The organism is Microbacterium sp. ProA8 (assembly GCF_039905635.1).
Lineage (GTDB): Bacteria > Actinomycetota > Actinomycetes > Actinomycetales > Microbacteriaceae > Microbacterium > Microbacterium chionoecetis.
In genome coordinates, this window is record NZ_CP157000.1 from 1,441,698 (window position 1) to 1,466,620 (window position 24,923).

27 protein-coding genes are annotated in these 24,923 nt (G+C 71.4%); 13 read left to right on the plus strand and 14 right to left on the minus strand.

Features of this window, described 5'->3' with window-relative positions; all coding sequences use genetic code 11:
• Positions 1–39 precede the first annotated feature (39 nt).
• From ABG085_RS06055 to ABG085_RS06075, 5 genes are all read left to right on the plus strand, one after another.
• The gene (locus tag ABG085_RS06055) at positions 40–903 is read left to right on the plus strand and encodes an ADP/ATP-dependent (S)-NAD(P)H-hydrate dehydratase (protein ID WP_347978516.1); all 864 of its coding nucleotides are present in this window, start codon (positions 40–42) and stop codon (positions 901–903) included.
• A gap of 141 nt (positions 904–1,044) precedes the next feature.
• The gene (locus tag ABG085_RS06060; protein ID WP_347978517.1) at positions 1,045–2,256 is read left to right on the plus strand and encodes a hypothetical protein; all 1,212 of its coding nucleotides are present in this window, start codon (positions 1,045–1,047) and stop codon (positions 2,254–2,256) included.
• A gap of 59 nt (positions 2,257–2,315) precedes the next feature.
• Positions 2,316–2,642, plus strand: coding sequence for a thiamine-binding protein (locus tag ABG085_RS06065; RefSeq protein ID WP_347978518.1), 327 nt, complete (start codon positions 2,316–2,318; stop codon positions 2,640–2,642).
• Positions 2,643–2,773: 131 nt separating this feature from the next.
• Positions 2,774–3,958, plus strand: a complete 1,185-nt coding sequence (locus ABG085_RS06070) for an MFS transporter (protein WP_347979289.1) — start codon at positions 2,774–2,776, stop codon at positions 3,956–3,958.
• 52 nt (positions 3,959–4,010) lie between these two features.
• The gene (locus ABG085_RS06075; protein WP_347978519.1) at positions 4,011–4,787 is read left to right on the plus strand and encodes an NUDIX hydrolase; all 777 of its coding nucleotides are present in this window, start codon (positions 4,011–4,013) and stop codon (positions 4,785–4,787) included.
• On the opposite strand, the gene ABG085_RS06080 is transcribed toward ABG085_RS06075, so the two are convergent.
• Both ABG085_RS06080 and ABG085_RS06085 read right to left on the minus strand, forming a co-directional pair.
• Entirely contained in the window at positions 4,774–6,429 is a 1,656-nt protein-coding gene (locus ABG085_RS06080) for a heme peroxidase family protein (RefSeq protein ID WP_347978520.1), read from the minus strand. The genes ABG085_RS06075 and ABG085_RS06080 overlap by 14 nt on opposite strands.
• A gap of 69 nt (positions 6,430–6,498) precedes the next feature.
• A complete protein-coding gene (locus tag ABG085_RS06085; protein ID WP_347978521.1) occupies positions 6,499–7,704 on the minus strand; it encodes a homoserine O-acetyltransferase in 1,206 nt (401 codons plus the stop codon).
• A gap of 101 nt (positions 7,705–7,805) precedes the next feature.
• On the opposite strand from ABG085_RS06085, the gene ABG085_RS06090 reads away from it, so the two are divergent.
• Positions 7,806–8,051: a hypothetical protein gene (locus tag ABG085_RS06090; RefSeq protein WP_347978522.1), complete on the plus strand. Its 246-nt coding sequence runs from the start codon at positions 7,806–7,808 to the stop codon at positions 8,049–8,051.
• 82 nt (positions 8,052–8,133) lie between these two features.
• Here the strand turns inward: ABG085_RS06090 and ABG085_RS06095 are convergent, their stop codons facing one another.
• Positions 8,134–9,456: a bifunctional o-acetylhomoserine/o-acetylserine sulfhydrylase gene (locus ABG085_RS06095; RefSeq protein ID WP_347978523.1), complete on the minus strand. Its 1,323-nt coding sequence runs from the start codon at positions 9,454–9,456 to the stop codon at positions 8,134–8,136.
• A gap of 179 nt (positions 9,457–9,635) precedes the next feature.
• Between ABG085_RS06095 and ABG085_RS06100 the strand changes: the two genes are divergently transcribed.
• The 3 genes from ABG085_RS06100 (at position 9,636) to ABG085_RS06110 (ending at position 11,829) form a co-directional block, all read left to right on the plus strand.
• On the plus strand, positions 9,636–10,424 hold the full coding sequence (locus ABG085_RS06100; RefSeq protein ID WP_347978524.1) for an SDR family oxidoreductase: 789 nt from the start codon (positions 9,636–9,638) through the stop codon (positions 10,422–10,424).
• Between the two features lie 70 nt (positions 10,425–10,494).
• Positions 10,495–11,187, plus strand: a complete 693-nt coding sequence (locus tag ABG085_RS06105) for a uracil-DNA glycosylase (protein ID WP_347978525.1) — start codon at positions 10,495–10,497, stop codon at positions 11,185–11,187.
• Positions 11,188–11,217: 30 nt separating this feature from the next.
• A complete protein-coding gene (locus ABG085_RS06110; protein ID WP_347978526.1) occupies positions 11,218–11,829 on the plus strand; it encodes an N-acetyltransferase family protein in 612 nt (203 codons plus the stop codon).
• 3 nt (positions 11,830–11,832) lie between these two features.
• On the opposite strand, the gene ABG085_RS06115 is transcribed toward ABG085_RS06110, so the two are convergent.
• From ABG085_RS06115 to ABG085_RS06150, 8 genes are all read right to left on the minus strand, one after another.
• Entirely contained in the window at positions 11,833–12,342 is a 510-nt protein-coding gene (locus ABG085_RS06115) for a hypothetical protein (protein WP_347978527.1), read from the minus strand.
• Positions 12,320–13,390, minus strand: a complete 1,071-nt coding sequence (locus ABG085_RS06120; RefSeq protein WP_347978528.1) for a M4 family metallopeptidase — start codon at positions 13,388–13,390, stop codon at positions 12,320–12,322. Before ABG085_RS06120 ends, ABG085_RS06115 begins: the two co-directional genes overlap by 23 nt.
• A gap of 454 nt (positions 13,391–13,844) precedes the next feature.
• Positions 13,845–14,642, minus strand: coding sequence for an ATP-binding cassette domain-containing protein (locus ABG085_RS06125; RefSeq protein WP_347978529.1), 798 nt, complete (start codon positions 14,640–14,642; stop codon positions 13,845–13,847).
• Positions 14,639–15,469 carry an ABC transporter ATP-binding protein gene (locus ABG085_RS06130; RefSeq protein WP_347978530.1) on the minus strand — a complete coding sequence of 277 codons (831 nt, stop codon included), beginning with the start codon at positions 15,467–15,469 and terminating at the stop codon, positions 14,639–14,641. The genes ABG085_RS06125 and ABG085_RS06130 overlap by 4 nt, the downstream gene beginning before the upstream one ends.
• Positions 15,466–16,317, minus strand: a complete 852-nt coding sequence (locus ABG085_RS06135) for an ABC transporter permease (RefSeq protein ID WP_347979290.1) — start codon at positions 16,315–16,317, stop codon at positions 15,466–15,468. The genes ABG085_RS06130 and ABG085_RS06135 overlap by 4 nt, the downstream gene beginning before the upstream one ends.
• Before the next feature lie 197 nt (positions 16,318–16,514).
• The gene (locus ABG085_RS06140; RefSeq protein WP_347978531.1) at positions 16,515–17,465 is read right to left on the minus strand and encodes an ABC transporter permease; all 951 of its coding nucleotides are present in this window, start codon (positions 17,463–17,465) and stop codon (positions 16,515–16,517) included.
• Entirely contained in the window at positions 17,462–18,973 is a 1,512-nt protein-coding gene (locus tag ABG085_RS06145) for an ABC transporter substrate-binding protein (protein ID WP_347978532.1), read from the minus strand. Before ABG085_RS06145 ends, ABG085_RS06140 begins: the two co-directional genes overlap by 4 nt.
• Positions 18,974–19,283: 310 nt before the next feature.
• Positions 19,284–20,276 carry an alpha/beta hydrolase gene (locus tag ABG085_RS06150; RefSeq protein WP_347978533.1) on the minus strand — a complete coding sequence of 331 codons (993 nt, stop codon included), beginning with the start codon at positions 20,274–20,276 and terminating at the stop codon, positions 19,284–19,286.
• A gap of 67 nt (positions 20,277–20,343) precedes the next feature.
• On the opposite strand from ABG085_RS06150, the gene ABG085_RS06155 reads away from it, so the two are divergent.
• From ABG085_RS06155 to ABG085_RS06170, 4 genes are all read left to right on the plus strand, one after another.
• Positions 20,344–20,853 carry a carboxymuconolactone decarboxylase family protein gene (locus ABG085_RS06155; RefSeq protein WP_347978534.1) on the plus strand — a complete coding sequence of 170 codons (510 nt, stop codon included), beginning with the start codon at positions 20,344–20,346 and terminating at the stop codon, positions 20,851–20,853.
• Positions 20,850–21,602 (plus strand): tyrosine-protein phosphatase, encoded by a 753-nt coding sequence (locus ABG085_RS06160; protein WP_347978535.1) that lies wholly within the window; start codon positions 20,850–20,852, stop codon positions 21,600–21,602. The genes ABG085_RS06155 and ABG085_RS06160 overlap by 4 nt, the downstream gene beginning before the upstream one ends.
• A gap of 93 nt (positions 21,603–21,695) precedes the next feature.
• Positions 21,696–22,172 carry an SIP domain-containing protein gene (locus tag ABG085_RS06165; protein ID WP_347978536.1) on the plus strand — a complete coding sequence of 159 codons (477 nt, stop codon included), beginning with the start codon at positions 21,696–21,698 and terminating at the stop codon, positions 22,170–22,172.
• A gap of 102 nt (positions 22,173–22,274) precedes the next feature.
• Positions 22,275–22,598 (plus strand): hypothetical protein, encoded by a 324-nt coding sequence (locus ABG085_RS06170; protein WP_347978537.1) that lies wholly within the window; start codon positions 22,275–22,277, stop codon positions 22,596–22,598.
• 41 nt (positions 22,599–22,639) lie between these two features.
• On the opposite strand, the gene ABG085_RS06175 is transcribed toward ABG085_RS06170, so the two are convergent.
• The 3 genes from ABG085_RS06175 to ABG085_RS06185 form a co-directional block, all read right to left on the minus strand.
• Positions 22,640–23,098: a Fe-S oxidoreductase gene (locus ABG085_RS06175; RefSeq protein ID WP_347978538.1), complete on the minus strand. Its 459-nt coding sequence runs from the start codon at positions 23,096–23,098 to the stop codon at positions 22,640–22,642.
• Positions 23,095–23,928, minus strand: a complete 834-nt coding sequence (locus ABG085_RS06180) for an arginase family protein (RefSeq protein ID WP_347978539.1) — start codon at positions 23,926–23,928, stop codon at positions 23,095–23,097. Before ABG085_RS06180 ends, ABG085_RS06175 begins: the two co-directional genes overlap by 4 nt.
• 141 nt (positions 23,929–24,069) lie before the next feature.
• Positions 24,070–24,810 carry a PspA/IM30 family protein gene (locus ABG085_RS06185; RefSeq protein ID WP_347978540.1) on the minus strand — a complete coding sequence of 247 codons (741 nt, stop codon included), beginning with the start codon at positions 24,808–24,810 and terminating at the stop codon, positions 24,070–24,072.
• Positions 24,811–24,923: the final 113 nt, after the last annotated feature.

Consider the following 24,923-nt stretch of genomic DNA (forward strand, 5'->3'; position numbering starts at 1 on the left):
GGTCTCCGGATCGGATCGGGGGCGCGGTACTGTGACCACATGGTGAGGACGTGGACGCGGGCGGACGCCGCCCACGCCCTGCGCAGGCCAACGGCCGACGACGACAAGTATTCCCGAGGCGTACTGGGTATGCGGACGGGCTCCCAGCCGTATCCGGGTGCGGCGGTACTCGGTGTCGAGGCCGCGTGGCGCACCGGAATCGGCATGGTGCGGTACCTCGGCCCCGATCGTCCGAGCGATCTGGTGCTCGCCCGCCGGCCCGAAACGGTGACGGCGGACGGCCGCGTACAGGCGTGGGTGATCGGATCGGGAACGGATGCCGCCGCCCGGCCGCCCGGCGAAGCGGATGCGCTGCGGTCCCTGCTGTCCGACACCGACCCCGTCGTGGTCGACGCGGGCGCGCTGGATCTGGCCGCCGAGGCCACCGCGCCGCGCATCCTCACGCCGCACGACCGCGAGCACGCGCGGCTGCGATCGGCTCTCGGGCTCGGGCACGCGCCCGCGGATCGCGCCGCTGCGGCGCGCGAGACGGCTGAAGCCACCGGCGCGGTCGTGCTGCTCAAGGGTGCGGTGACGGTCGTGGTCGCGCCCGACGGCTGGACCGCGACCATCCAGTCGGGCACGCCGTGGCTCGCCACGGCGGGCACGGGCGACGTCCTCGCCGGGGTCATCGGCGCGCTGGTCGCCGGCGCTGTCGCGCGCGGGGAATCGACGGACGCCGCGTCTCTCGCGGCCCTCGCCGCCTCCGGTGCCTGGCTGCACGGGCGAGCGGGGGCCGTCGCGGCCACCGGTGCGAGCGTCGCCCGCGCGCCGAGCTCGCCGCCGTTCGGCGACGGACCCATCACGGCGCTGGACGTCGCGGAGGCGTTGCCGCGCGCCGTCGCCGAGACGCTCGCGCACTGAGTCGCCCCGCCGGCCACGCAGCGCCCCGGGTCTGCGGGAGGCGCCGGGTCGCGGCATCCGGAATCGCCTGCCGCCTGCGATCCGATTCGGTGTGTCGTCGGCGTGGCGGGCGGCACGGCGGCGCGTCCCTAGGATGGTGGGGTGTCTCGGCGGGCGGTGGTGTGGATCGCGTTCGCCCTCGTGCACGCCGTGGTGATCTGGCTCGGCTTCGCGGGCGATCACGCCGCCTCGTGGGACGTCGACCAGCTGTACCGGTGGTGGGCGGGGCGCGCACTCACGGGCGAGGCGGTCCTCGGCATCACCGAGGACTGGATCTACCCGGCACTGGCGCTCGTGCCGATCGTCACGGTCGGCGCGCTCTCTCCGCTGCTCGACTACACGCTCGGCTGGGGCCTGCTCATCACGGCCCTCGACGCTGCGGCGTTCGCGGTGCTCGTCGGTCGAGGGCGGTCTCGCGGTCGGATGCTCGCCGCATGGTTCTGGCTCGCCGCGATCCTGGCGCTCGGCGGTGTGGGCATGTTCCGCCTCGACGCCGTGACCGTGCCGCTCGCCGTCGCGGGCTCGCTCTGGCTCGTCGGTCGTCCGTGGCTCGGATCGGCGCTTCTGGCGGTGGCGACCTGGATCAAGGTGTGGCCGGCGGCGATCCTGGCGGCCGCGGTGATCGCCGTACGCCGGCGGCTGGCGATCCTCGGCGGCGCGGCGATCGTGTCAACCGCCGTCGCTGCCGCCGTCGTCATCGCCGGCGGCGGCGCCCATCTGCTCAGCTTCGTCGGCGACCAGACGTCGCGCGGGATTCAGATCGAGGCGCCCGTCGGCACGGTGTACATGCTGCTGGCGGCGGCAGGACGGTCGGGCGCGGCGGTCGTGTACGACGCGGATCTGATCGCGTTCCAAGTGGCGGGCCCCGGCACGGAAGCGGTGATCGCGGCGATGACACCGCTGCTCATCGCCGGGATGCTGGCGATCGCCGCCGTCGGTGGCGTCAAGGCCTGGCTCGGAGCCACGTTCGTCGCGCTGTTCCCTCCGCTCGCCGCGGCGCTCGTGCTCGGTTTCATCGTGCTCAACAAGGTCGGGTCGCCGCAGTACATGACCTGGCTGATCGCCCCGGTCGTGGTGGGTCTCGTCCTCGACCGGCGGCGCTGGCTGCGCCCGGCGGTGCTCACGGTGGTGATCCTCGCCCTCACGCAGCTGATCTTCCCGTTCTGGTACGACGCCATCCTCGTGCTGATGCCCGGCGCGGTCGCACTCCTCGTCGTTCGCAACGTGCTCCTCGTCGCGCTCTTCGTCTGGGTCGTGGTGCGTCTCGCGCGCGTCGGCGTGCACCGGCCGGCGCGATCGCGCGTGCCAGAGTAGACGTCGGCGGCGGCATCCGTCGCCGCCCTGAAAGCCCCCTCGAGAACCGGAGGTTCGCCATGCTCGTCGCCTTCTCCGTCGCACCCAGCGGAACCGGCAACGCCGACGGATCGGTGCACGACGCCGTGGCCGCCGCGGTGCGGGTGGTCCGCGACAGCGGTCTGCCGCATCGCACGACCTCGATGTTCACCGAGATCGAAGGGGAGTGGGACGAGGTCTTCGACGTCGTCAAGCGCGCCACCGACGCCGTGGCGCCCTACGGCTCGCGGGTGTCGCTCGTGCTCAAGGCCGACATCCGCCCCGGGTACTCGGGCGAGCTCGACGGCAAGATCGAGCGCCTCGAAGCGGCGGTGGACCGGCAGCAGGCCGCAGGCGAGCTCGGCTGACCGCCGGCGGCATCTCTCGGCGCCCGTGACGTCCGGTTCCGAATCGATTCGACAGCGGACGATGCCGCCGCTAACGTGACGGGGTGCCCTCCTCGAATCTGACGACTCCCGCGCTGTCGAAGAAGGCGGCGATGTGGGCGCTCCTCTCCCTCGCCGTGGGCAGCTTCGGCATCGGGATGACGGAATTCGTCGTCATGGGCCTGCTGCCGAACATCGCGGAGGACCTGCTGCCGTCGCTGTGGGCGACGCGGTCCGAAGACGCGATCGCGCAGGCCGGCTGGCTCATCTCGCTGTACGCGCTCGGCGTCGTGGTCGGTGCGCCGACGATCGCGGGCGCGGTGGCGAAGTATCCGCGTCATCGCGTCATGATCGGGCTCGCGCTGGCGCTCACGGTGTTCAACGCACTGACATTCCTCGCGCCGACGTTCGAATGGGTCGCGGCATCCCGCTTCCTCGCCGGACTGCCGCACGGCGCGTACTTCGGCATCGGCGCTCTGGTCGCCGCCGAGGTGCTCGGCCCCGGCATGCGGGCGAAGGGCGTGGCGTTCGTCCTGACCGGCCTCACCGTCGCCAACGTGGTGGGCGTGCCGCTCGGCACCTACCTGGGGCAGCAGGTGGGCTGGCGCGCCGCGTTCATGGTGGTCGCGGCGATCTTCGCCGCGGCGACGATCCTCATCGCGTTCTTCGTGCCGGAGCACCCCGGCGACCCGAGCCGGACCATGCGTGCCGAGCTCAAGGTCTTCCGGATCGGGCAGGTGTGGCTCGCGCTCGGTGTCGGCGCGATCGGCTTCGGAGGCTTCTTCGCGGTCTACAGCTACGTGGCTCCGCTGGTGACCGAGGTCGCGGGCTCGCCCGAGTGGGTGGTGCCCATCGTGCTGGTGGTCATGGGCCTCGGTATGACCGTCGGAAACCTCGTCGGCGGACACCTGGCCGACGTCGACCTCAAGCGCACCCTGGTCGGCGGCCTCATGGGGCTCGCCGTCGTGCTGGCCCTCCTGGCCCTGACGGCGCCGTGGATCTGGGCTCTCGGGTTCTTCGTGTTCGCGACCGGTTTCGTCGCGTCGGCGCTCAGCCCGACGATCCAGACCCGTCTGATGGACGTCGCGCAGGACAACCAGTCGATCGCTGCGGCGCTCAACCATTCCGCGCTCAACATCGGCAACAGCCTGGGCGCGTTCCTCGGCGGCGTCGTGATCGCCGCGGGCTGGGGCTTCATCGCGCCCGCGTGGGTGGGCGTGGCGCTCGCCGGTGCCGGTCTCGTGCTCGCCGTGGCGAGCATCGCGGCCGAGCGGCGCCGAGCCCTCGTCGCGGTCTGAGGCCCCCGCCGGCCGCGCCCCTCGCAGCGAGCGTGCTGAGTAGAGTGAGCGGATGCCGCAGCCGACGCCCGCCGACCGCGCGCTGCAGGCGCTGAACGACTCGATCGGCGGCGCCCGCACGCGTCGTCCCGCGGACGCGACCGACCCCGCGATCCCCGTCGCCGCGACGGTGGTGCTGCTCCGCGACAGCAGTCGCGGGCTCGAGGTGCTCATGATCGAGCGGCCCGACCGCGGGTCCTTCGCCGGTGCCTGGGTGTTTCCGGGCGGCAAGCTCGAGGTCGACGACCGCGGCGCGGCGGACGAACCCGAAGAGGCGACCGCGCGGGCGGCGGCCGTGCGCGAGACGCGCGAGGAGACCGGCCTCGCCGTCGACCCGGGCACGCTCGTGACGCTGTCGTGCTGGGACCCGCCGCCGGGACTGGCGCTGCGGATCCGCACCTGGTTCTTCGTGGCGCCGGCCGCGGTGGGCGTGCTCGCGCTGTCGCCCGACGAGGCGGTCGCGTCCGAGTGGGTGCGTCCTGCCGACGCGCTGGCACGGCACGGCCGCGGCGAGTTCACGCTCTACCCGCCGACGTGGGTGACGCTGCACGGCCTGGCCGGTCACTCCGACACGGCTTCGGTGCTCGGTGCCGCGCGGCTGGGCGGCGTCCAGCGCTTCGAGACGGTCGCGCACCGCGGCGGCGACGGACCCGTGCTGCTGTGGCAGGGGGACGACGAATGGGACCCGGATGCCGCGGCTGCGGCATCCGGATCCCGTCATCGCCTCGAGATCGGCGCCCTTCCGTGGCGCTACGAGCGCACGGACGGAGCCGGCCTCAGGCGCCGATGATGTCGGCGACCCGGACGAGGTCGGCGAACGTGAACGCTCCGGGCGCGGCGCCCCGCGTCGGGATGAACGAGACGTTCAGCATCGAGAGCGCGTCACGGCGCAGCAGGGTGACGAACGTGTCGGCCACGATCTTCGCCCCGAGGGGTCCCAGATGCTCGCCGCCCGTGGCGACCATCGCCTCGCGCAGCACGTAGTACCAGAGCGGGGTCTTCTCGAGGAGCAGGCCGTTCTGCTGCTGCAGCACCGCGATCTCGTCGGCGGGGAGCCCGTCGGTGAGCTGCGCCTCGCTGAGCACCGGCACCCCGAACGCCGCCGCCGTCGCCTGCCCGCTGGGCAGACCCAGCACGAGGCCGCGCAGCAGGTTGCGCGTCGCGAGGATGCTCATGAGCGCGTTGGTACCGCTGCCGTCGAGGTCCTCGAGTGCGCTGGCGAGGACGCTGTCGATCTTGCGCGCGTTGTTGAACACGGGAACGGCGAAGCCGGTCTCGAAGAACGCGTTGAAGTCGACGACCCAGTTCGAGCGGACCGGCAGGTGCGGTTCGTGGATGAACGCGAAGACGTCCGACATGGGCTTGTTGCGCAGCTCGAAGTTCAGCCAGTACTCGTCGCGGATCATGCTGTGCCCGAACCGGTACGCGGCGACCGAGAACTCCACGGGCATCTGGAACGGGCTGTTCGGCTTCGCCTTGACGTTCGCCAGGGCGTCATCGACCGCAGCCTGACCGCAGATGCGCGGCAGGAAGTCGTGCAGCACGGCCCACTGATAGTGCAGCGTCGCCTCCCGCTTCGCCTCGACGAAGATGTCGCCGGTGAACCCGGAGGCGATCAAGTCGTCGACGATCGCGTTGTGGAAGCGCAGCATCGCGTGGTGCAGCTGCGACACGATGAGGTTCTCGTTGTTGCGCGGGTCGCCGATGATCGCCGTGAGCGCCGAGGTGCGCGGCACGTCGAAGTCGGTGTGCGCGATGATGCCGTTGCCGCCGGACGCTCCGCCCGCGCCGCCCGGGCCGCTGGGCAGATTCGTGCCGAGCAGCATCCGGAACGCGGATGCCGGTTCCCCGGGCGCCGGCGCGGCGTAGAGGAACGCGTCGACCGCGGGACCCCGGCCGTAGACGCTGTCGAGATCGAGCATCGGCGAGCGCATGTTGTTGATGACGCTCGCGTCGACGAGAGCCGGTGCGTCCAGCGCCGACGACACGTCGAGGGTGATGTCGTGGTCGACGAACTGCCCGACGTAGGTGTACCCCGACGGTGTCGCCGAGTCCGCGGCGGTCTCGCGGCCGCTGTTCGCCATCAGGTCGCCGAGCTGGCTCAGCAGGGCGCGCGTGGCGTCGTCCAGCGGCAGCCGGCTGGCAGCGCGCACCTTGGCCTTCGTCATGTACCCGAACTTGTCGGCCGCCGACGAGAACACCTCGTGCGCGGGGAAGTACCCGAGCGAGAACTTCGCGCCGTGGAACCTCCCGTGCTCCGGTCGTACCGCCTCCAGCGACGAGCGGATGTCGACGGGAAGGCGCGGCGCCTGCCGCTTCTCGCCCGGCGACCTCTCGCGTGTGCCGTTCAGGCCGAGCTGCTCTCGCAGGAAGGGCTGCGCGGCGAAGGCGTCTTCGGGCGACTCGGCACCCGATCTGGTATCAGTGCTCATGATTCCCTCCTTGGGACATTGCCCAGTGGGAGGACCGCGTTGCGGGCGCTGATACCGCCGTGACGGGATTCAGGACTCGAGCAGGCGCCGCAGGTGCGCGCCCACGGCGTGCGTCTCGATGAGGAAGCCGTCGTGGCCGAAGTCGCTGGAGAGCACGACGGCGCGATCGCCGTCGAGCGTGTGACGGATGCCGCGCGCGATCCGGTGCTGTCCGTCGATGGGGAACAGCCGGTCGCTGTCGATGCCGAGCACGAGCGTCGTCGCGGTGACGCGGGCGAGGGCGTCCTCGACGCCGCCGCGGTCGCGGCCGACATCGTGCGAGTTCATCGCCTCGACGAGCGTGATGTAGGAGTTCGCGTCGAAGCGGCGCGTGAACTTGTTGCCGTGGAAGTCGAGGTAGGACTCGACGGCGAAGCGCCCGCCGTGGCCGAGCGGGCTCACGCCGGACTGCCAGCTGCGCTGGAACCGCTGGTTGAGCTCGGTGGGGGAGCGATAGTTCAGCAGAGCCATGCGACGCGCCAGTGCCAGACCGCGGTTCGGGCCGTCGCCGTCGCCGGCGTCGTAGTACTCGCCGCCCTGGAAGCGCGGGTCGATCCGGATGGCCTCGAGCTGCACCGAGTTGAGCGCGACCTGGTCGGCGGTGTTCACCGGAGGCGACGACAGGATGCCGACACGCGCCACGCGCTCCGGATCCATGACGGCCCACTCCAGCGCATGCATACCGCCCATGGAGCCGCCCACCACGGCCGCCCAGACGTCGATGCCGAGCGCATCGGCGAGCCGCCGCTGGGCCGAGACCTGGTCGCGGATCGTCAGGTAGGGGAAGCGCGAGGCCCACTCGTAGCCGTCGGGACCGATGGATGCCGGACCCGTCGATCCCTGGCATCCACCGAGCATGTTCGGGGCGATGACGAACCAGCGGTCCGTGTCGATGGGAGCGCCCGGGCCGACGATGTCGTCCCACCAGCCCGACGTCGGATGCCCCGCACCGGCCGGCCCGCGCAGGTGGCTGTCGCCGGTGAGGGCGTGGAGCACGAGCACGGCGTTGTCCCGCGCGGCGTTGAGCTCGCCCCACGTCTCGTACGCGAGGCGATAGGCGGGAAGCTCGCGACCGCCCTCGGTGCGGAAAGAGCCGAACGCGGCGAAATGGCGCTCGCCGACCGGATCGCCGTCGCGCCAGGCGCCGGTCGCCGGCGGGCGGCCGAGCAGTAGCCGGGCATCGGCCTCCGTCACGGGTGCGCTCGGCACCGTGTCTTCGGAGGTCTGCCAGTCCATCCGTCCATTCTCGCTTGCCGGTGGGGCGGCATACGGTCTGTTACGGGTGGGTGCAGGCCCGCCGACATCAGCCGTGCACCCGCGCATGCCAGAATGCGCGCATGTCCAGCGCTGAGCCCTTCATGCCCGCCCACGAGCCTCGGGCACCGCTTCCTCCGCAGGAGCACGACATCGACCACGACGTCGACGTCCTCTTCGATCCGGCCGGGCCCGGCGCCGGTGGCGGCGAGCCGGCAGAGCCGTGGCACACCGACGCCGCGGCGTCGCCGCTGCGGCGTCCGGTGCCGGGCGAGCACCTCACGGCTGAGCAGCTCGCCGCCGACCTCGCCGCCGACCAGGCGGAATGAGTGATGCCGTGTCCCGACGCAGTGCGTCGGGACACGGCATCCGCTCTTCGACAGGCTCAGGGACCGTCGAGGAGGAGGGCTGTCAGGCGCGAGCGGCCTCCGACACGCGCCGGGCCGCCGCGAGCGCCTGCTCGAGGTCGGCCTTGAGGTCGTCGATGTTCTCGAGGCCGACCGAGAGGCGCACGAGGCCCGGCGTCACACCGGTCGTGAGCTGCTGCTCGGGCGTGAGCTGCGAGTGTGTCGTCGACGCGGGGTGGATGACGAGCGAGCGCACGTCGCCGATGTTGGCCAGGTGGCTGAAGAGCGAGAGCGAGTTGACGAACTCGCGTCCCGCCTCGACACCGCCCTTGAGCTCGAACGACAGCACCGCGCCGACGCCCTTGGGCGCGTAGTTGTTGGCGGCGGCGTACCACGGCGAGGTCGGCAGGCCGGAGTAGTTGACCGACGCGACGTCGGCGTGGTTCTCGAGCCACTCCGCGATCTCCTGCGCGTTCTGCACGTGGCGCTCGACGCGCAGCGACAGCGTCTCGATGCCCTGGATGAGCAGCCAGGCGCTGTTCGGCGAGATCGCGGCACCGAGGTCGCGCAGCAGCTGGACGCGCGCCTTGATGATGTACGCGAGACCGTCGCCGACCGCCGCGGTGTACGACGCGCCGTGGTACGACGGGTCGGGAACCGTGAGGCCCGGGAACTTCTCGACGTTCTTCGACCACTCGAACGTGCCGCCGTCGACGATCACGCCGCCGATGGTGGTGCCGTGGCCGCCGAGGAACTTCGTCGCGGAGTGGACGATGATGTCGGCGCCGTGCTCGAACGGCTTGATGAGGTACGGGGTGGCGATCGTGTTGTCGACGATGAGCGGCACGCCGTTCTCGTGCGCGACGTCGGCGACGGCGCGGATGTCGAGCACGTTGATCTTCGGGTTGCCGATGGTCTCGGCGAAGAAGAGCTTGGTGTTCGGCCGCACGGCGCGGCGCCACTCCTCGGGGTCGTCCTGGTTCTCGACGAACGTCGTCTCGATGCCGAGCTTGGCCAGCGTGTACTTGAAGAGGTTGTAGGTGCCGCCGTAGATCGAGCTCGACGACACGATGTGGTCGCCGGACTCCGCGATGTTGAGGACGGCGGAGGTGGCGGCCGCCTGGCCGCTCGCGAGCAGCAGCGCACCGGTGCCGCCCTCGAGTGCGGCGAGGCGCTCCTCGACGACGGCCTGCGTCGGGTTCTGGATGCGCGTGTAGATGTTGCCGAACTCCGCGAGCGCGAAGAGGTTCGCCGCGTGGTCGGCGTTGTCGAAGACGTACGACGTCGTCTGGTAGATCGGGGTCGCGCGAGCCTTCGTCACCGGGTCGGGCTGGGCGCCCGAGTGGATCTGCTTGGTCTCGAAACGCCAGTTCTCGGGTGCGGACATGGCTTGCTCCTGCGGGTTCGGATGCCGGGAGCAGGCGCCCCCAGCCGCGTTCGACAGTACGGACCGCGCCGTGTTGTCAACAACATGCGGGAAATGTGACGTAACCTCCCCGCTTGCCTTCCCCACCCTCGCGAGCGAACGAGTGTGGGCGCAGGCACCCGGGTGGGTAGCGTGGAGGCATGGCGAACAGGCGTGCAGTGGTGACCGGCGCGAGCTCGGGGATCGGCGAGGCGGCGGTGCGCGCGCTGCGCGACACCGGGTGGGACGTGGTCGGGGTCGCGCGACGCGCCGACCGCCTCGCCGCGCTCGAGGCCGACACCGGTGCGGTCGCCTTCGCGGCCGACCTCACGAGCGACCCCGACGTCGAGGCGCTCGCCGGCTTCCTCGCCGAGACGGGGCCGGTCCACGCGCTCGTCCACGTCGCCGGTGGCGCGCGCGGTACCGATCGCGTCGAGGACGGCCGCGTCGAGGACTGGCAGTGGATGTTCGACGTCAACGTGCTCTCCGCCCAGCGGCTGGTCTCGGCGCTGCTGCCCCAGCTGCGGCGAGCCGCGGCATCCGACGGCCACGCCGACACCCTCTTCGTGACCTCGACCGCCGCGCAGACGGCGTACGCCGGCGGCGCCGGCTACAACGCGGCGAAGGCGGGCGAGGCGATGCTCGCGCACGCGCTGCGTCTCGAGCTCAACGGCGAGCCGATCCGCGTCGTGGAGGTCGCGCCAGGCATGGTGCAGACGCCGGAGTTCACGCTGAACCGGCTCGGCGGCGACAGCGCGGCCGCGGAACGCGTGTACGACGGCGTGGAGAATCCCCTGACGGCGGGCGACGTGGCCGATGTCATCGCCTTCGCACTGAACGCGCCCGGCCACGTCAATCTCGACCTCGTCACGATGCGGCCCGTCGCCCAGTCGGCGCAGTTCCTGCTGGCGCGCGGCCCGCTCCGTTCGCGCAGCACGGAGGAGCTCTGATGCCCACCGGCACAGTGCGCGTCCGCAGCGCCGCGCTCGGCACGGTGACGGCGATCCGGGCACGGGTGTGATGGCGCTGACACTGCCCGAGCTCGCCGACGCCGGCCTGATCGACCCGGACTGGTCGACGGCGCTCGCGCCCGTCGGCCCCGACATCGCCGCGCTGGGCGACCGGCTGCGTGCCGAGGTCGCCGAGGGGCGCCCGTACCTGCCGGCGGGCGACCGCGTGCTGCGGGCGTTCCAGCGCCCGCTGCCGGACGTCAAGGTCCTCATCGTCGGACAGGACCCGTACCCGACCCCGGGGCATCCCATCGGACTCTCGTTCGCCGTCGACGCCGACGTGCGGCCGCTGCCGCGGAGCCTTGCCAACATCTACCAGGAGCTCGAGGCCGACCTCGGCATCCCGCGGGCGGCCCACGGCGACCTGTCGGCGTGGAGCGACCAGGGCGTCATGCTGCTGAACCGCGTGCTGACCGTGGCGCCCGGGGCGCCGGCGTCCCACCGCGGGTGGGGCTGGGAGAAGGTGACCGAGCACGCCATCCGCACGCTCGTGGCGCGTGACCGGCCGCTCGTCGCGATCCTGTGGGGGCGGGATGCCGCGAATCTGCGGCCGCTTCTCGGCACGACGCCGATCATCGAATCCGCCCACCCGTCTCCGCTGTCGGCCACGCGGGGGTTCTTCGGTTCGCGACCCTTCTCGCGCGCCAATGAACTGCTCGCGGAGCAGGGAGCACCGCCCGTCGACTGGCGGCTGCCCGGCTAGGGCGCGACGCACACAACCCAGGAGGAGTGCATGCTCGAGGAGGAATACGAGAAGGATCGGCGCCGGCTGCCTCGCCATCTGCAGCGCCAGCCCGAGCCCGAGCGCCCCTTCGCCTTCACGATCCGGCCCGTCGAAGACCGTGACATTCCCGACATCCGAGAGATCTACAACTACTACGTCACCAACTCGGTGGTGACGTTCGACGAAGAGATCTGGTCGGTCCGCCAGTGGCGCAAGAAGCGGGACGGCCTTGCCGCGCAGGGGTTGCCGTTCCTCGTGGCCGAATCCCCGTCCGGTCAGATCCTCGGCTACGCGCTGGTGCAGCCGATGTCGAGCAAGTCGGCCTATCGGTTCTCGGTCGAGAACTCGATCTACCTCGGGCAGGCGGCCACCGGAAAGGGCCTCGGCAAGGCCCTGCTGGAGGCGCTCATCGAGGCGAGCGAGGCGGTCGGCATCCGTCAGATGGTCGCGGTGATCAGCGACAAGGGCGCCGATGGCTCCATCGCCCTCCACGAGAAGCTCGGGTTCGTCGAGGTGGGCCGGATGGGCCGGGTGGGGTTCAAGTTCGGCCGGTGGCTCGGAACGATCTACATGCAGAAGGCTCTCAACCCGGTCAAGAAGAAGGGCATCTTCACCCGCTGAGCATCAGCGACCGGCACGCTCGGATCCGGAGGACCCGCTCTGGCGGCTCCAGTCGCGGACCGCGTCGACGAGCTCGCGCCAGGCGCCGACGAGCGCGTCGTCGGGCAGTTCCGCCTCCCGCGGATCCGCCCCCGACCACGTGGCCCGGATGATCCACACGAAGCCGTCCGGCATCGGCGTGCGCGCCGGCGCGGTCGGCGAGGACGGCGTGTCCTCGGCAGCGGCCGGTGCATCGGTCGTGCTCAGCGGTCGATCCGTCGCCGGGGCCCTCGCGGCCCGATCCTCCGCTGGGGCGTCGTCCGCGCCGGCCGGGGAGGGCGCCTCGCTCCACGGGCAGCGGTCGATGAGCGAGATCCACTCGGATGCCTCGGACTCCGGCGGCTGGGCCGACCACCGGCGCGTGATGCCGGCGATGCCCCCGGTGCGCGCGACATCGACCTCGACGGCGGGCGTCGGGTCGGTCGCGTGAGGCCCGTCGTGGCTGGGCGCGTCAGGGTTGGGTAACTGTGTCATCCGGGATCACGCCGACCCCCGCCCACCCGGCGCGGACGGCGTCGACCTCCTCCGAGTTCTCACCGTACTCCGCGGCCGCCGCCGTCAGGGTGGCGCGGGCGAACGTCGTGAAGTCCGCCGTGGACGGGAGGGTGCCGGCGGTCAGCGTGCGGTACCAGATGAGTCCGGCACGCTCCCAGGCGCGGCCGCCCAGCGCGGTGGCCGCGAGGTAGAAGGCGTGGTTCGGGATGCCGGAGTTGATGTGCACGCCGCCGTTGTCGTCGCGCGTGAGGACGAAGTCGCGCATGTGCGCCGGCTGCGGATCCTTGCCGAGCACGTCGTCGTCGTACGCTGTGCCGGGCGCGGCGAGGGATCGGAGCGCGCGCCCCTGCACGGCATCCGTGAAGATGCCCTCGCCGATCAGCCAGGTCGCCTCGTCTGCGGCCTGCCCTTCGTGGTGCTGCTCGGCGAGGGCGCCGAAGACGTCGGAGATCGACTCGTTGAGCGCACCCGACTGCCCGCGGTAGAGCAGCCCGCCCTCGTCCTCGACGACGCCGTGGGCCAGCTCGTGGGCGATGACGCTGAGCGACCCGGTGAAGCCCCGGAACACTTCGCCGTCGCCGTCGCCGAACACCATGCGCTCGCCGTTCCAGAACGCGTTGTCGTAGTCGCGGCCGTAGTGCACGGTGGCCAGCAGCGAGCTGCCCGACCCGTCGATGCTGTCGCGGGCGAACGCGTCCCACCAGAGGTCGTAGGTCGCTCCGAGCCCGTCGAACGCCTGGTCGACGGCCGCGTCGCCGGTCGCCGGATCGTCTTCGCCGCGCACCCGGACGCCGGGAAGGACCTCGCGCTGCTGCGCGTCGGAGACCTCACGGTCGGGCGCAGGCGTGGTCTCGGCGACGAGCGTTCCCGGCTCCTGGATCGACAGGCGCAGCCGCGACCTCACCGGGCGGTACTCGCGGGGCGCGTCGAGCGTCGAGCGTGCCGCCTCGGCGGCGCGCGCCCAGCCCTCCTCCTGCGCGGCGGCGATGCGGGCGAGCAGGTACGGCGGAACGATTCCCGGGGACATGCTCCGAACCTATCGGCGACCGCCGACGCACGCTCCCGCCCCGCCGACGCGCCCCGACACATCCCTGTGCCGCGCTACGCCTCACCGGATCGCCGCACGTTTTGGCGAGTCGCCAAGAGCTGCCGGCATCTTCGTCGTTCTTGGCGAGTCGCCCGGGTCGACCCGAGGTACACGCGGCCGAGTCGCCAAGGATGGCGGGCTTGGGCCCACCTTGTTGGCGAGTCGCCAAAAAAGGGGCCGAGGCCGGGGTGGGTGTTCAGGGGTCGGGGGCGGGCAGCCGCGGCCGACTCTCCAGGGTCGACCCGAGGCACACGCGGCCGAGTCGCCCGGGTCGCCCCTAGGTACACGCGGCCGAGTCGCCAAGGATCGCGGGCTGGGGCCCACCTTGTTGGCGAGTCGCCAAAAAAGGGGGGCCGGAGGCGGAGCGCGTGGGGCGGGGCGGCAGGGGCCTAGCTCAGGGCGCGCCCGCGTCGATGACGGGGATGGATGCCAGCAGCCGGCGCGTGTACGCCACCTGGGGCTGCAGCAGCACCTTCTCGGTCGGTCCCTCCTCGACGATGCGGCCGTCCTTCATGACCACGACCTCGTCGCACAGGTTCTGCACGACGCCGATATCGTGCGAGACCAGGAGCAGTGTGAGCCCGTCGCGCCGGCGCAGTTCACCCAGCAGCTCGAGGATCTGCGCCCGCACCGTGACATCGAGCGCCGACAGCGGCTCGTCGCCGACGAGCAGACGGGGGCGGTGCACGATCGCGCGCGCGAGCGCGACGCGCTGCCGCTGACCTCCCGAGAACTCATGAGGGAACCGGTCGGCCATCCCCGCCTCGAGTCCGACGTCCTCCAGCACCTCGCGCACGCGGGCGCGCCGATCGCCGTCGATCCCCAGCGCCCACAGCGGCTCGCCGACGATGCGCCCGACGCTCATGCGCGGGTCGAGTGACGCGTAGGGATCCTGGAACACGATCCCCGTCTGCCGGCGCAGCCAGTGCAGCGACCGCGCCGAAGCCCTCGCGTCCACCGGGCGTCCGTCGAACTCGACGGTGCCGGCCGAGGGCGTGTCGAGACCCAGCAGCAGGCGCATGAGGGTGGACTTGCCCGAGCCCGACTCGCCGATGAGCCCGACCGACGAGCCCTCGCGCACGTCGATGTCGGCATCCTCCAGCCCCGTCGTGAAAGCTCGTCTGCCGAACAGCTGCGCCTTCGGAGCAGGGTAGCGCCGCGTCAGCGCACGCCCACGGATCAGCACCGTCATGCTGTGCCCTCCGTGATCCCGCCTCGGGCCGGCGGCTCGTCGGCGCGGCCCTCCGGGCGCCACAGCGTGGCGGTCGCGTCGCGCAGCAGTTCCTGCGTGACGACGGATGCCGGTGCCGAGAGCAGCTGCGCCACGGGCGCCTGCTCGACAACCCGTCCGTGCTCGAGCACCACGCCGTGCGTGGCGATCTGCGACAGCACGGCGAGGTCGTGCGTGATGAAGACCAGGGACATGCCGTCGTCGCGCGCGAGCGACAGCAGGAGCTCGAGGATCTCGGCCTGGATGGTGACGTCGAGCGCCGTGGTCGGCTCGTCGGCGATGAGCAGCCGGGGGCGGCAGGCGAGGGCCATCGCGATCGCGACGCGCTGTCGCTGCCCGCCCGAGAGCTGATGCGGGTAGCGGCCCACCAGGCGGTCGGGATCGGGCAGGGAGACACGGGATGCCTCGGCCACGGCGCGCGCGGCGGCATCCCGTTTCGACAGTCCCTGGTGGATGCGGATCGACTCGGCGATCTGCCGGCCGACGGTGCGGATGGGGTTGAGCGCCGTCCGCGGCTCCTGGAACACGATGCCGATCTCGTCGCCGCGGAGCTGTGCGAGCTCGGCGTCGGCGAGGCCGAGGATCTCGCGGCCGTTCCAGCGCACGCTGCCTCCGGCGGCGGCCCCGTCGGGGAGGAGCCCCAGGATGGCGAGGGCCGTCAGCGACTTGCCCGACCCGGACTCGCCGATGAGGCCGATCCGCGCGCCGTCGGGCACTGCGAAGGAGACGCCGTCGACGACACGGCGCCCGCCGATGTCGATCGTGAGGTCATGCACCTCGAGGCTCATGACACCACCTCGGGGATGTGCAGGCGCGCGCGCCGCGTCGCGAAGGGGCTGCGCGAGAGCGTGGGGTCGGTCGCCTCGCGCAGGCCGTCGCCGAGCAGGTTGAGGCCGAGCACGGTGAGCGTGATGGCGAGACCGGGCCACACCACCGACAGCGGGTGCACCGCGATGAACTGCTGCAGCTGCGCCAGCAGCAGGCCCCAGGACGGCTCGGTCACCGGCGCGCCGAAGCCCAGGTACGAGAGTCCCGCCTCGGCGAGCACGGCGACCGCCATGCCCCACGACAGCTGCACGATGAACACCGGGGCGACGTTGGGGAGGAGGTGGCGCCAGAGGTTCTGCGCAGGGGTGAGACCCGATGCCCGGCCCGCGAGCACGAAGTCGCTCTGCAGCACGCGTCGCAGCTCCGGCCGGGTCACCCGCGCGATGTTCACGCCGAACCCGATGCCCACCGCCCAGATCACGACCCAGAGCGACCCGCCCCAGACCGCCGAGATCATCATCGCGATGATCAGCACCGGGAAGGCGATGAGGATGTCGACGAACACCGCCACCGACTCGCGGACCCACCGCACGGTGAGCGCGCCGAGCGCGGCGAGCGAGATGCCGATCACGGTGGCGACGATGCCGGCGCCGACGGCCACCCACACCGTGGTGCGGGCACCGGCCATCAGCAGGCTCAGGATGTCGCGGCCCGATCCGTCGGTGCCGAGCAGGTGCGGCCAGCCCGGCGGCTCCCAGCGCTCCGAGATCTCGACCTGCTGCGGATCGAAGGGCGTCCAGAACCGGGCGACGACGGCGGTGAGGACGACCACCGCGACGACGATCAGACCGAACCGGCCCGTCGACAGCGCCCAGAGGCGTCGTAGCCACGCCCAGCGGGACGGACGCCGCGAGGGCGACGGCGCCGGGGCTCCGGCATCCGTGTCCGCTCCATGTCCCGAATCCCTCACCGCATGTCCCGAAATCGATCGATCCGCATCACCCGGAGCGACCGAAACGGGGACAGGGTCCTCGTGGCCACCGGTCCCTGAGCTCGTCGAAGGGCTCACGACGCCTCCCGCTGACGGGGATCGATCACGCGGTGCAGCAAGTCGACGACGAAGCCGACGATCAGCACGAACCCGGTGAGCGCGAGCAGCTCGCCCTGCACCTTCGGCAGGTCGCGGGCGGCGACGTCGGCGACCAGCATGCGGCCGATGCCGGGGAGCGAGAACAGCTGCTCGATGACGACGGCGCCCACGATGATCCCGGCGACCTGCAGCCCGAGCACGGTGATCACCGAGAGGCCGACCACCGGCAGGCCGTGGCGGATGAGGGCCTGGTCGCGGGTGAGCCCCTTCGCCGCGGCGGTGCGCACGAAGTCCTGCCCTACCGCCTGCAGGGTCGCGCTGCGCACGAATCGCAGCAGCATGGCCCCTTCGACGATGCCGATCGTGAGCGCCGGCAGGATCAGGGAGCGCAGCGCCGCCCACGGATCGTTCCAGCCGGCGCGCGGGAACCCCTGCGCGGGCAGCCACCCGAGCCAGACCGCGAAGACCACGACGAGCATCATGCCGGCCCAGACGACGGGGACGGCGGCCAGCGCCTGCGCCCCGACGCTCAGCGCCGTGCCGTCGGCGCGTCCCCGGCGCATCGCCGAGAGCACCCCGAGCGGCACGCTGATCACGACGGCGATGAGAAGCGACAGGATGCCGAGGGGCACCGTCACCTCAGCCTTCTGGGCGAGTTCGTCGACGACGCTGGTGCCCGTGAGGAGCGATGTTCCGAGATCGCCCCGGAACAGGCCGCCGATCCAGTCGAGGTACTGCGCCGGAAGCGGCCGGTCGAGGCCCAGCCGCTCCCGGATCGCGTCCTGCTGCTCGGTGCTGGAGCCGACGCCCGCGATGAGCGACGCGATGTCACCGGGGAGCACCCGGAGGGTGACGAAGATCAGCACGCTGGCGACGAGAAGCCCGAGCAGAAGCAGGGCGAGTCGGGTCAGCGTGTACCGGATCACCCGTTGCTCTTGGCGATCTCGACGATGCTGAGGCGCTCGTTCACGTTGATCGAGGGCATACCGGTGATGTTAGTGCCGACCGCGATCACGGACGCGCCGTTGTACAGCCAGTCGGCGGCGTGGTCTTCGGCGACGAGGCGGCCCGCCTGCTGCAGCAGATCGGCGGCCTCCGCCTCGTCGGTGGCCGCGAGCGACTGGGCGTACAGGTCCTGCACCTCGGGGTTGTCGTAGGTGAAGTAGTAGTCCGGGTCGGCCCAGTTCTCGAAGTCGCGCGCCTCGGTGTGGAGCACGAAGCTCAGCTCGTAGTCCTTGTTCGTGTAGACGTCGGTGAGCCAGGTCGTGAAGTCGACGGAGTTCACGTCGAGCGTGATGCCGACCTCGTCGAGGTCCGACACGAGGATCTGCGGAATGGTCGTCGAGTAGAAGCTCGGGATCGTGAGCGTGAGCTCGAGGTCCTCGGCGTCCGCCTCGGCCAGCAGCTCCCGGGCGGCCTCGGGATCGTAGGGGGCGACATCCGACAGGTCCTCGTAGCCGGGGTCGAGCTCGGGGATCGGCCCGTACTGGGTCTGTCCCGACGCGAGCGCCTCGATGATGGCGTCGTGGTCGATCGCCTGGCGGATGGCCTGGCGCACGCGCTTGTCGGCGAGCGGGCCCGAGGTCTGGTTGAACGCCAGCGTGCCCTTGTCGGTGGACTGACCGAGCTCGAGGGCGAAGTCGCCGTTCGCCTCGACCTGCTCCTGCAGGTTCGCGTCGAATCCGGTGAGCACGTCGACCTCGCCCGCCAGCGCCGCGTTGAGGGCCGCCTGGTTGTCGGGGATGTAGTCGAACACGACCTCCGCGGCCGCCGCGGGGTCGCCCCAGTAGGCGTCGTTCCGGGTGAAGACGATGCTGTCGCCTTGGCGCCAGTCCGAGAGCACGAACGGGCCGGTGCCGTTCGCCTTGGTCTTGTAGTCGACGGTGTCGCCCTCCTTGAGGACGATGCCGGCGCGCCCGGTGAGGTTCCACAGCAGCGTCGAGTCGGGTGCGCTCAGCGTGAGGCTGACGTCCTGCCCATCGGCCGCGATCGAGGTCACGTTCGCGAGCCGAGCCGAGTCGCGCCAGCCGGGGGTATCGCGGCGGGTGGTCAGCGACCAGACGACGTCCTGCGGCGTCAGCGGCTGCCCATCGTGGAAGGTGACGCCCTCGCGCAGCGTGAACGTGTAGGTCAGACCATCGGGTGACACTGTCCAGTCACTCGCGAGCGCGGGCACGATGTCCTGCTCCGGGGTGCGGGCGACGAGTCCCTGGTAGATGTTGTCGACGAGGATCTGATCCAGCGCCGAGCCCGCCGTCTCGCGGATGTCGAGGTTGCCCGGCTCCAGCACCAGCCGGATCGCGACCGATGCATCGGGGTCGGGCTCGCCCGTCGACGTGGGCGCGGTTTCGCCGCCGCCGCCGGTGCAGGCGGTGAGGGCGAGGAGGCCGGCGGCCAGGAGCGCGGCGGTGGCGAGAGTGGTGCGGCGGAGCATGAGGTCCTTTCGGGAGGGTCCCGGTGCTGTGCGGCGACTGCTGGTATGCGGTGACGGGCCGATCGGGGCGGCACCGTGCGGGTAACAGCCTAGGGATATCGCGGGGCGAGGCGAGAACCCGCTACCCGCAACGCAACAGAAGCGTTAGGGCTTCCCGAGCGCTGGGAGCGGCTCCTGCGTCCCGGTCGTTGAGCGAGCGAGGAACGAGCGAGACGAAACGCCTGCACCCGGCGCCGACCGTCAGTTCGGGGCGTTTCGTCTCGGTCGCTCGCGCTCCCTCGCGCAACGACCGGAGCGAGACGGGTCCCGGTCAGCTCTCGCCGGCCAGCGTCCGCAGGCGCCCGCCGAGCTCGAGGGGGATCTCCTCCTGCACGTTGTGCCCCGACGGGACGGTGACGACGGATGCCTCGGGGACGCGTCGCAGGAACTCCGCCGCATCCTCTTCCGTCACGTAGCCGCGGTCGCCGCGGATGAGCGTCGTCGGCACCGCGACGGTGGCGAGATCCTCCCAGCCGGCCTCGCCGAGCACCGAGGCGACGGCATCCTGCCCTTCGACAGACTCCGGGGTCGAAGGCTGCTCGGATACGGGTCGCTGAGCCTGTCGAAGCGCGGGAGCGGCCGACGCGGCGTTCGCCAGGTGCGCGAAATGGTGCTTCCACTCCACGCGACCGTCCGGGCGCACACGCGAGTTGAAGTACACACCGCGCTCGGCCTTGCGCCTGGTGCCGCCGCCGAGCCCGAACGACAGGGCCCGGTCGACGAGTTCGTCGCGCGAGGCCCAGTCCACCGGTCCGGCGAAGAAGTCGCGGATCTGCGTCGGACCCGCGTTCGAGTCGATGCCGGGCGTGATGTCGATGACGACCAGCTCGCGAACGAGATCCGGACGGGATGCCGCCACCGCCGCCGCGGTCAGCCCGCCGAGCGACTGACCGACGATCAGCTGCGGCGCGTCGGTCCACGTCGCGATGCCCTCGGCCACATCCGGGGCGAGCACACGGGCGACGTAGGCCGCGTCGTCGCGCCAGGACGAGTCGCCGTGACCGGGCAGGTCGAGCGCCAGCGCGGGCAGGCCGAGCGCCAGGATCGTCGTGTCCCAGGTGTGGGCGTTGAGGCCGGCGCCGTGCAGGAAGGTCACGACGGGTGCGGCATCCGGCGCATCGGCGGGGGAGTAGCGCAGCGCGCTCAGCGTGCGGCCGCTGGCAAGGGAGAGGGTGAGGCGCTCGCCGCGGGGAGGAGGAGCGTCGATGCCGGCCTCGGCCGCCTGCTCGGAAAGGAACGAGAACTCGTCGATGGGGTCGCTCACCCGCTCATCATGCCGCACAGCGAGGGCGTTCGGCCCGGCGCCGCCCGCCCGTCGGTAGTCTGGCGTCATGACGGCAGAACACCGCGTGCACCTCTCGCGAGCGGCGCGACCCGCCTACCAGGCGCTCTCCGCGTTCTCGAAGACCGTGGGCGGCATCGCCGCCGAGAACGGCATCGACGACCGGCTCAAAGAGCTCGTGCAGATCCATGCCTCGCAGCTCAACGGCTGCGCCTACTGCGTGCGCGTCCACGTCGAGCGGGCCGTCGCCGCCGGGATCACCGCCGACGACATCGCGCAGCTCCCGGTATGGCGCGAGTCCGGCGTGTTCTCCGATCGGGAGCGGGCGGGGCTCGAGCTCGCCGAGGCCTACGTGTACATCCACGACGAGGGCATCCCCGACGAGGTCTACGACAGTGTCGGCGGCGTGCTGAGCGAGAAGGAGTACGTCGCGCTCAGCTGGATCCTCGTGTCGATCAACGCGTTCAACCGCATCGCGATCGCGGGCCGCTACAGCACTCCGCCGCGCGACGACCTCGTCGGCGAAGACAAGGACGCCGCCGCGGGCGCCGCGTGGTGACAGAACCTGTGCCCGGCGACGCCCCGCCGCGGGACCCGTTCGTCTCCGGCGCGATGAACCTCCGCGACGTCGGCGGCCTGCGCGCAGGATCCGGGTCGACGCGCCACGGCGTGCTGTTCCGGTCGGGCAACCTCGCACGGCTGGATGCCAAGGGCACCCGTGCGCTCGCGGAGCTCCGGCTGCGGCGCATCATCGACCTGCGCGCCGACGACGAGGTGGAGCGTGAGCCCAGCCGCATCGCCGGGCTCGACGTCGTCACCCAGCGCGTGCCCCTCTTCCTCGGTTCGGTCGAGTCGTTCTTCCGCGACGACCTCAGCCTCGACGAGATGTACCGGCGCCTCGTCGACGACTCGTCGGAGGGCGTGGTCGCGGTCGTGCGCGGCATCCTCGCCGATCAGCCGGTGCTGGTGCACTGCACCGTCGGCAAGGACCGCACCGGCGTGACGATCGCGCTGACGCTCGCTGCCGCGGGCGTCGACCCCGAAGCCGTCGTGGGGGACTACGCGCGCACCGAGGGCCTGCTGCCGCCCCGTCGCAACCGCCGCATCGTCGAGATGCTTCGAACGATGCACCCGGAGGCGGTGCACCTCGAGGACCTCGCGACGCGTTCTCCGGCGCCCGTCATGCGCGCTCTGCTCGACGATGTGACCCACCGCTACGGATCGGCGGAGGAGTACCTGCGCGCCCACGGGCTGGCCGACGACGAGATCGTCGAGCTCCGCCGCGTGCTGCTGAAGTCCGGCGCCTGAGCCGCGGCATCCGGCCGCGTGTGTCGCGGTGTATCACGAACGGTGTATCAGTGAGGTAAGGCAACCCTTCTTAGTGCGTATACTGGAGGAGCCATGCCCCACACCACCCAGCCTCAGGCCGTCGCGCACAACGCGTCGGCGTGCCGTGCGTCGCGTCACACGCGCGTGCAGCACCTGATCACCGCCGACGAGTCCTCGCTGGCCGAGCTCGAAGCCGTGCTGGCGACCCTGCCGATCTGCTCGACGGGCCGGGTCTTCGTCGAGATCCCGGACGCCTCGTGGCAGGCCGACATCACCGCGCCGAGCCGAATGGTCGTGACGTGGCTCGATCGCTCGCAGCGCTCCGGCGCTCCCGGCACGGGCCGCGGGTGCGGATCGGGCGAGGCGCTCTCGCGCGCCGTGACCGCCTGGGCCGACGAGATGCTCTGCGCCGAAGAGGACCAGACGCGCATCCACCTGCTCGGCGGCTACCTGGGCACGGCCGACATCGTCGACCACCTCGTCGATCTCGGCGTCCGTGCGGAATCGATCCACGCGCCCGAGCAGTACGGTCTGACGACCGCCCGCTGACCCTCTCGCGCGCAGCGCTTCCTCTTGAAAAGAGGCCCGCAGAGGAGTTCGATGGCCCCGCGGGCGACCGCGCCCGCTGATCCACAGGGGGAGGGGTGCATCATGCGTAGGAAGTTCATGCTGGGCGTCGCGGTGGGGGCCGTGCTCGTGCTCGGCTCCGCGGGCGGGGCGTTCGCGGGAGAGTTCAACGGGAACGGCGAGCCGACGGGAGGACCCAGCCACGCGAATTCTCCGTGCGCGTATTCCGGGTTGGAGGACCACGAGACCGACGGCTCTGGGGTGGAGCCTGGCTCCACGCAGAACTGGGGTCAATTCGACCAGGCAGACCGCAAGGCTTTCAGCGAGCGGGGAGGTGGCGCTTCCGACGTCCTCATCCCCGGACTCGGGGAATGGGGCTGCAACGCCAACCTTCACGGAATGAAGTGATCATCTAGGCGCGACCGGAAACCCGAACCGGTCGCGCCGGATCAGGCGTCGCCGCGGGGAACGTAGTTGCCGTCGGCCAGCCCGGCCTCGATCTCGAATCGGTTCCGGAGCGGATTCCGTCCTGCCAGCAGATACAGCAGCGGCATCAGCAGCCCGTAGCGCTGCCATTGACGCTTGTGCGCGGCTTCGTGGCGCAGCAGTGCATCGCTGAGGCGGCCGTCGCCGGTGAGGAAGCATCCGCCGACGCACGAGCCGCCCCGCGGAAAAGTCCACCGCGGCATCCCGCGGAACACCCACAGCCCCTCGCGCTTCTCGATGGGGCCGGTGCTCCAGAGCGTCCCCCAGATCCACCCGACGGCGCAGCCGTACCAGTACCCGACGCGGCTGATGGGCGAGTCCAGCAGGAACGAGGGGATGAGCTCGTCCAGGCGCCGGCCGCGGAGCACGGCGCGCTCGGCGGCAGCGCGCCAGCCCGGCGGCGGCGTGGCGATCGGACTCACGCAAGCGCTCCGATCACGCGCAGGATCGCCCCGAGATCGTCGGTGGCTGCTGCTGCCGACGCGGGGGAGTAGCCGGCGAGGGATGCCCCCACCATGGGCACCCGCGCACGTAGGCGGGCGATCGCCGAGGTCAGCTCGACGACGGTGACGCCGAACGGCTCGGGGTGGGCGTTCCCGGCGATCTCGGCCGGATCGAGGGCGTCGATGTCGACGTGGATGTAGACGGCGTCGGCACCGGTGGCGAGCACCGCATCCGCGAGGGCGTCGGTATCGCGCAGCGCCTCCACCGTGAGCGCGGTGATGCCGAACTCCTCCACGGCGGCGAGTTCCGGATCGTCGTACGAGCGCGCCCCGCCGACGACCACCCTGTCGCCTCCGACCGCCCCGTCCAGTGAGAGCTCCGGAACCCCATCGCCGATCACCGCGCGCAGCACCATGCCGGCGAACGCGCCGGACGGCGACGTGTCGGGCGAGTTGAGATCGGGGTGGGCGTCGATCCACACCACCGCCAAGCCGGGCGAGCGGCGTGCCGCGTGCGCGATCGGCGCGAGGGCGACGCCGCAGTCGCCGCCGATCGTGAGGACGGGCTCCTCGGGAGCGTCCGCGTCATGCGCGGCCAGCGCGTCGGCCACGAGCCCCCGTACGCGCTGCAGGGCGCTGAGACGGTGGATGCCGGTGCCCAGCGCCTCGCCGGCCTCCATGGGCACGTCCAGCACGGTGGTCGAGGATCGGGGCAGGTCTCCCGCGATCGCGTGGGCGCCGTCGATGAGCTGCATCGCACGGGAGGACGGGCTTCCCTGCCACTGCGGAACCACGAGATATTGCGTCATCCCCTCATCTTCGCGCACCGCGCCGGCCCGCGGCATTCGTATCCCGCAGCAGCCGCACGCTGCCGGCGAACAGGCCCCGGCCCCGCACGCCGAAGGGCGCCGGATCCGTGCGGACCCGGCGCCCTTCTCGTTGAACGGGAATCAGTTCTCGATGGCAGCCTGCACCGGCGCACCGCCGGTCTTGAGCGCCGCGAGACGCGCCTCGACCTCGGTCAGCTCGCCGACGTCCTCGAGGGCGTTGAACTGCGCGTCGAGGCTCGACGCGGCGAGCTCCTGCTTGCCGGCGGCCAGGGCCTCCTGGCGACGCACCTTGTCTTCGAACCGGCCGAGCTCGCTCGTCGGGTCGAGCACGTCGATCGACTTGACCGCGTCGTGCACCTTGTTCTGCGCCTCGGCGGTCTTGGCACGCGCGAGCAGCTCGGAGCGCTTGGACCTCAGCTGCTCGAGCTTCTGCTTCATGCCGTTGAGGCCCTCTTTGAGCTTCTCGACGACCTCGTTCTGCGTCGCGATGGTCGGCGCGATCGCCCGCGCCTCGTTCTCCTCGCTGATCTGGCGCTGCAGCGCGATCTTGGCGAGGTTGTCGAACTTGTCGGCGTCGGTGGTGTTGCCGGCCTTGCGCAGCTCGTCGGCCTTGCGGCTGGCGGCGAGGGCCTTGTTGCCCCACTCGGTGGCCGCCTGGACGTCCTCCTGGTGGTCGCGCTCGAGCAGGCGCAGGTTGCCGATCGTCTCGGCGATGGCCGACTCGGCGTCGGCGATCGAGTTCGTGTAGTCGCGCACGAGCTGGTCGAGCATCTTCTGCGGGTCCTCGGCAGAGTCGAGGAGTGCGTTGATGTTCGCCTTCATGAGGGTCGAGATGCGACCGAAGATGGACTGCTTCGCCATCGGATTTCCTTCCTATCGGACTTCAGTTCCAGGTGTGTGGTGAGTCTGTGCGGTGGTGAGTCTGGTCTGGGGATGGATGCCGCGCGCCACGCGTGCGGTCGGCTCCGGGTGGA

What these genes read in the sequence shown, in the direction of transcription:
- ABG085_RS06055 (WP_347978516.1), top strand. Translation starts at nt 40, where the DNA reads ATGGTGAGGACGTGGACGCGGGCGGACGCCGCCCACGCCCTGCGCAGG.
- ABG085_RS06065 (WP_347978518.1), top strand. Translation starts at nt 2,316, where the DNA reads ATGCTCGTCGCCTTCTCCGTCGCACCCAGCGGAACCGGCAACGCCGAC.
- ABG085_RS06070 (WP_347979289.1), top strand. Translation starts at nt 2,774, where the DNA reads ATGTGGGCGCTCCTCTCCCTCGCCGTGGGCAGCTTCGGCATCGGGATG.
- ABG085_RS06075 (WP_347978519.1), top strand. Translation starts at nt 4,011, where the DNA reads ATGCCGCAGCCGACGCCCGCCGACCGCGCGCTGCAGGCGCTGAACGAC.
- ABG085_RS06080 (WP_347978520.1), bottom strand. Translation starts at nt 6,429, where the DNA reads ATGAGCACTGATACCAGATCGGGTGCCGAGTCGCCCGAAGACGCCTTC.
- ABG085_RS06085 (WP_347978521.1), bottom strand. Translation starts at nt 7,704, where the DNA reads ATGGACTGGCAGACCTCCGAAGACACGGTGCCGAGCGCACCCGTGACG.
- ABG085_RS06090 (WP_347978522.1), top strand. Translation starts at nt 7,806, where the DNA reads ATGTCCAGCGCTGAGCCCTTCATGCCCGCCCACGAGCCTCGGGCACCG.
- ABG085_RS06095 (WP_347978523.1), bottom strand. Translation starts at nt 9,456, where the DNA reads ATGTCCGCACCCGAGAACTGGCGTTTCGAGACCAAGCAGATCCACTCG.
- ABG085_RS06100 (WP_347978524.1), top strand. Translation starts at nt 9,636, where the DNA reads ATGGCGAACAGGCGTGCAGTGGTGACCGGCGCGAGCTCGGGGATCGGC.
- ABG085_RS06105 (WP_347978525.1), top strand. Translation starts at nt 10,495, where the DNA reads ATGGCGCTGACACTGCCCGAGCTCGCCGACGCCGGCCTGATCGACCCG.
- ABG085_RS06110 (WP_347978526.1), top strand. Translation starts at nt 11,218, where the DNA reads ATGCTCGAGGAGGAATACGAGAAGGATCGGCGCCGGCTGCCTCGCCAT.
- ABG085_RS06115 (WP_347978527.1), bottom strand. Translation starts at nt 12,342, where the DNA reads ATGACACAGTTACCCAACCCTGACGCGCCCAGCCACGACGGGCCTCAC.
- ABG085_RS06120 (WP_347978528.1), bottom strand. Translation starts at nt 13,390, where the DNA reads ATGTCCCCGGGAATCGTTCCGCCGTACCTGCTCGCCCGCATCGCCGCC.
- ABG085_RS06125 (WP_347978529.1), bottom strand. Translation starts at nt 14,642, where the DNA reads ATGACGGTGCTGATCCGTGGGCGTGCGCTGACGCGGCGCTACCCTGCT.
- ABG085_RS06130 (WP_347978530.1), bottom strand. Translation starts at nt 15,469, where the DNA reads ATGAGCCTCGAGGTGCATGACCTCACGATCGACATCGGCGGGCGCCGT.
- ABG085_RS06145 (WP_347978532.1), bottom strand. Translation starts at nt 18,973, where the DNA reads ATGCTCCGCCGCACCACTCTCGCCACCGCCGCGCTCCTGGCCGCCGGC.
- ABG085_RS06155 (WP_347978534.1), top strand. Translation starts at nt 20,344, where the DNA reads ATGACGGCAGAACACCGCGTGCACCTCTCGCGAGCGGCGCGACCCGCC.
- ABG085_RS06165 (WP_347978536.1), top strand. Translation starts at nt 21,696, where the DNA reads ATGCCCCACACCACCCAGCCTCAGGCCGTCGCGCACAACGCGTCGGCG.
- ABG085_RS06170 (WP_347978537.1), top strand. Translation starts at nt 22,275, where the DNA reads ATGCGTAGGAAGTTCATGCTGGGCGTCGCGGTGGGGGCCGTGCTCGTG.
- ABG085_RS06180 (WP_347978539.1), bottom strand. Translation starts at nt 23,928, where the DNA reads ATGACGCAATATCTCGTGGTTCCGCAGTGGCAGGGAAGCCCGTCCTCC.
- ABG085_RS06185 (WP_347978540.1), bottom strand. Translation starts at nt 24,810, where the DNA reads ATGGCGAAGCAGTCCATCTTCGGTCGCATCTCGACCCTCATGAAGGCG.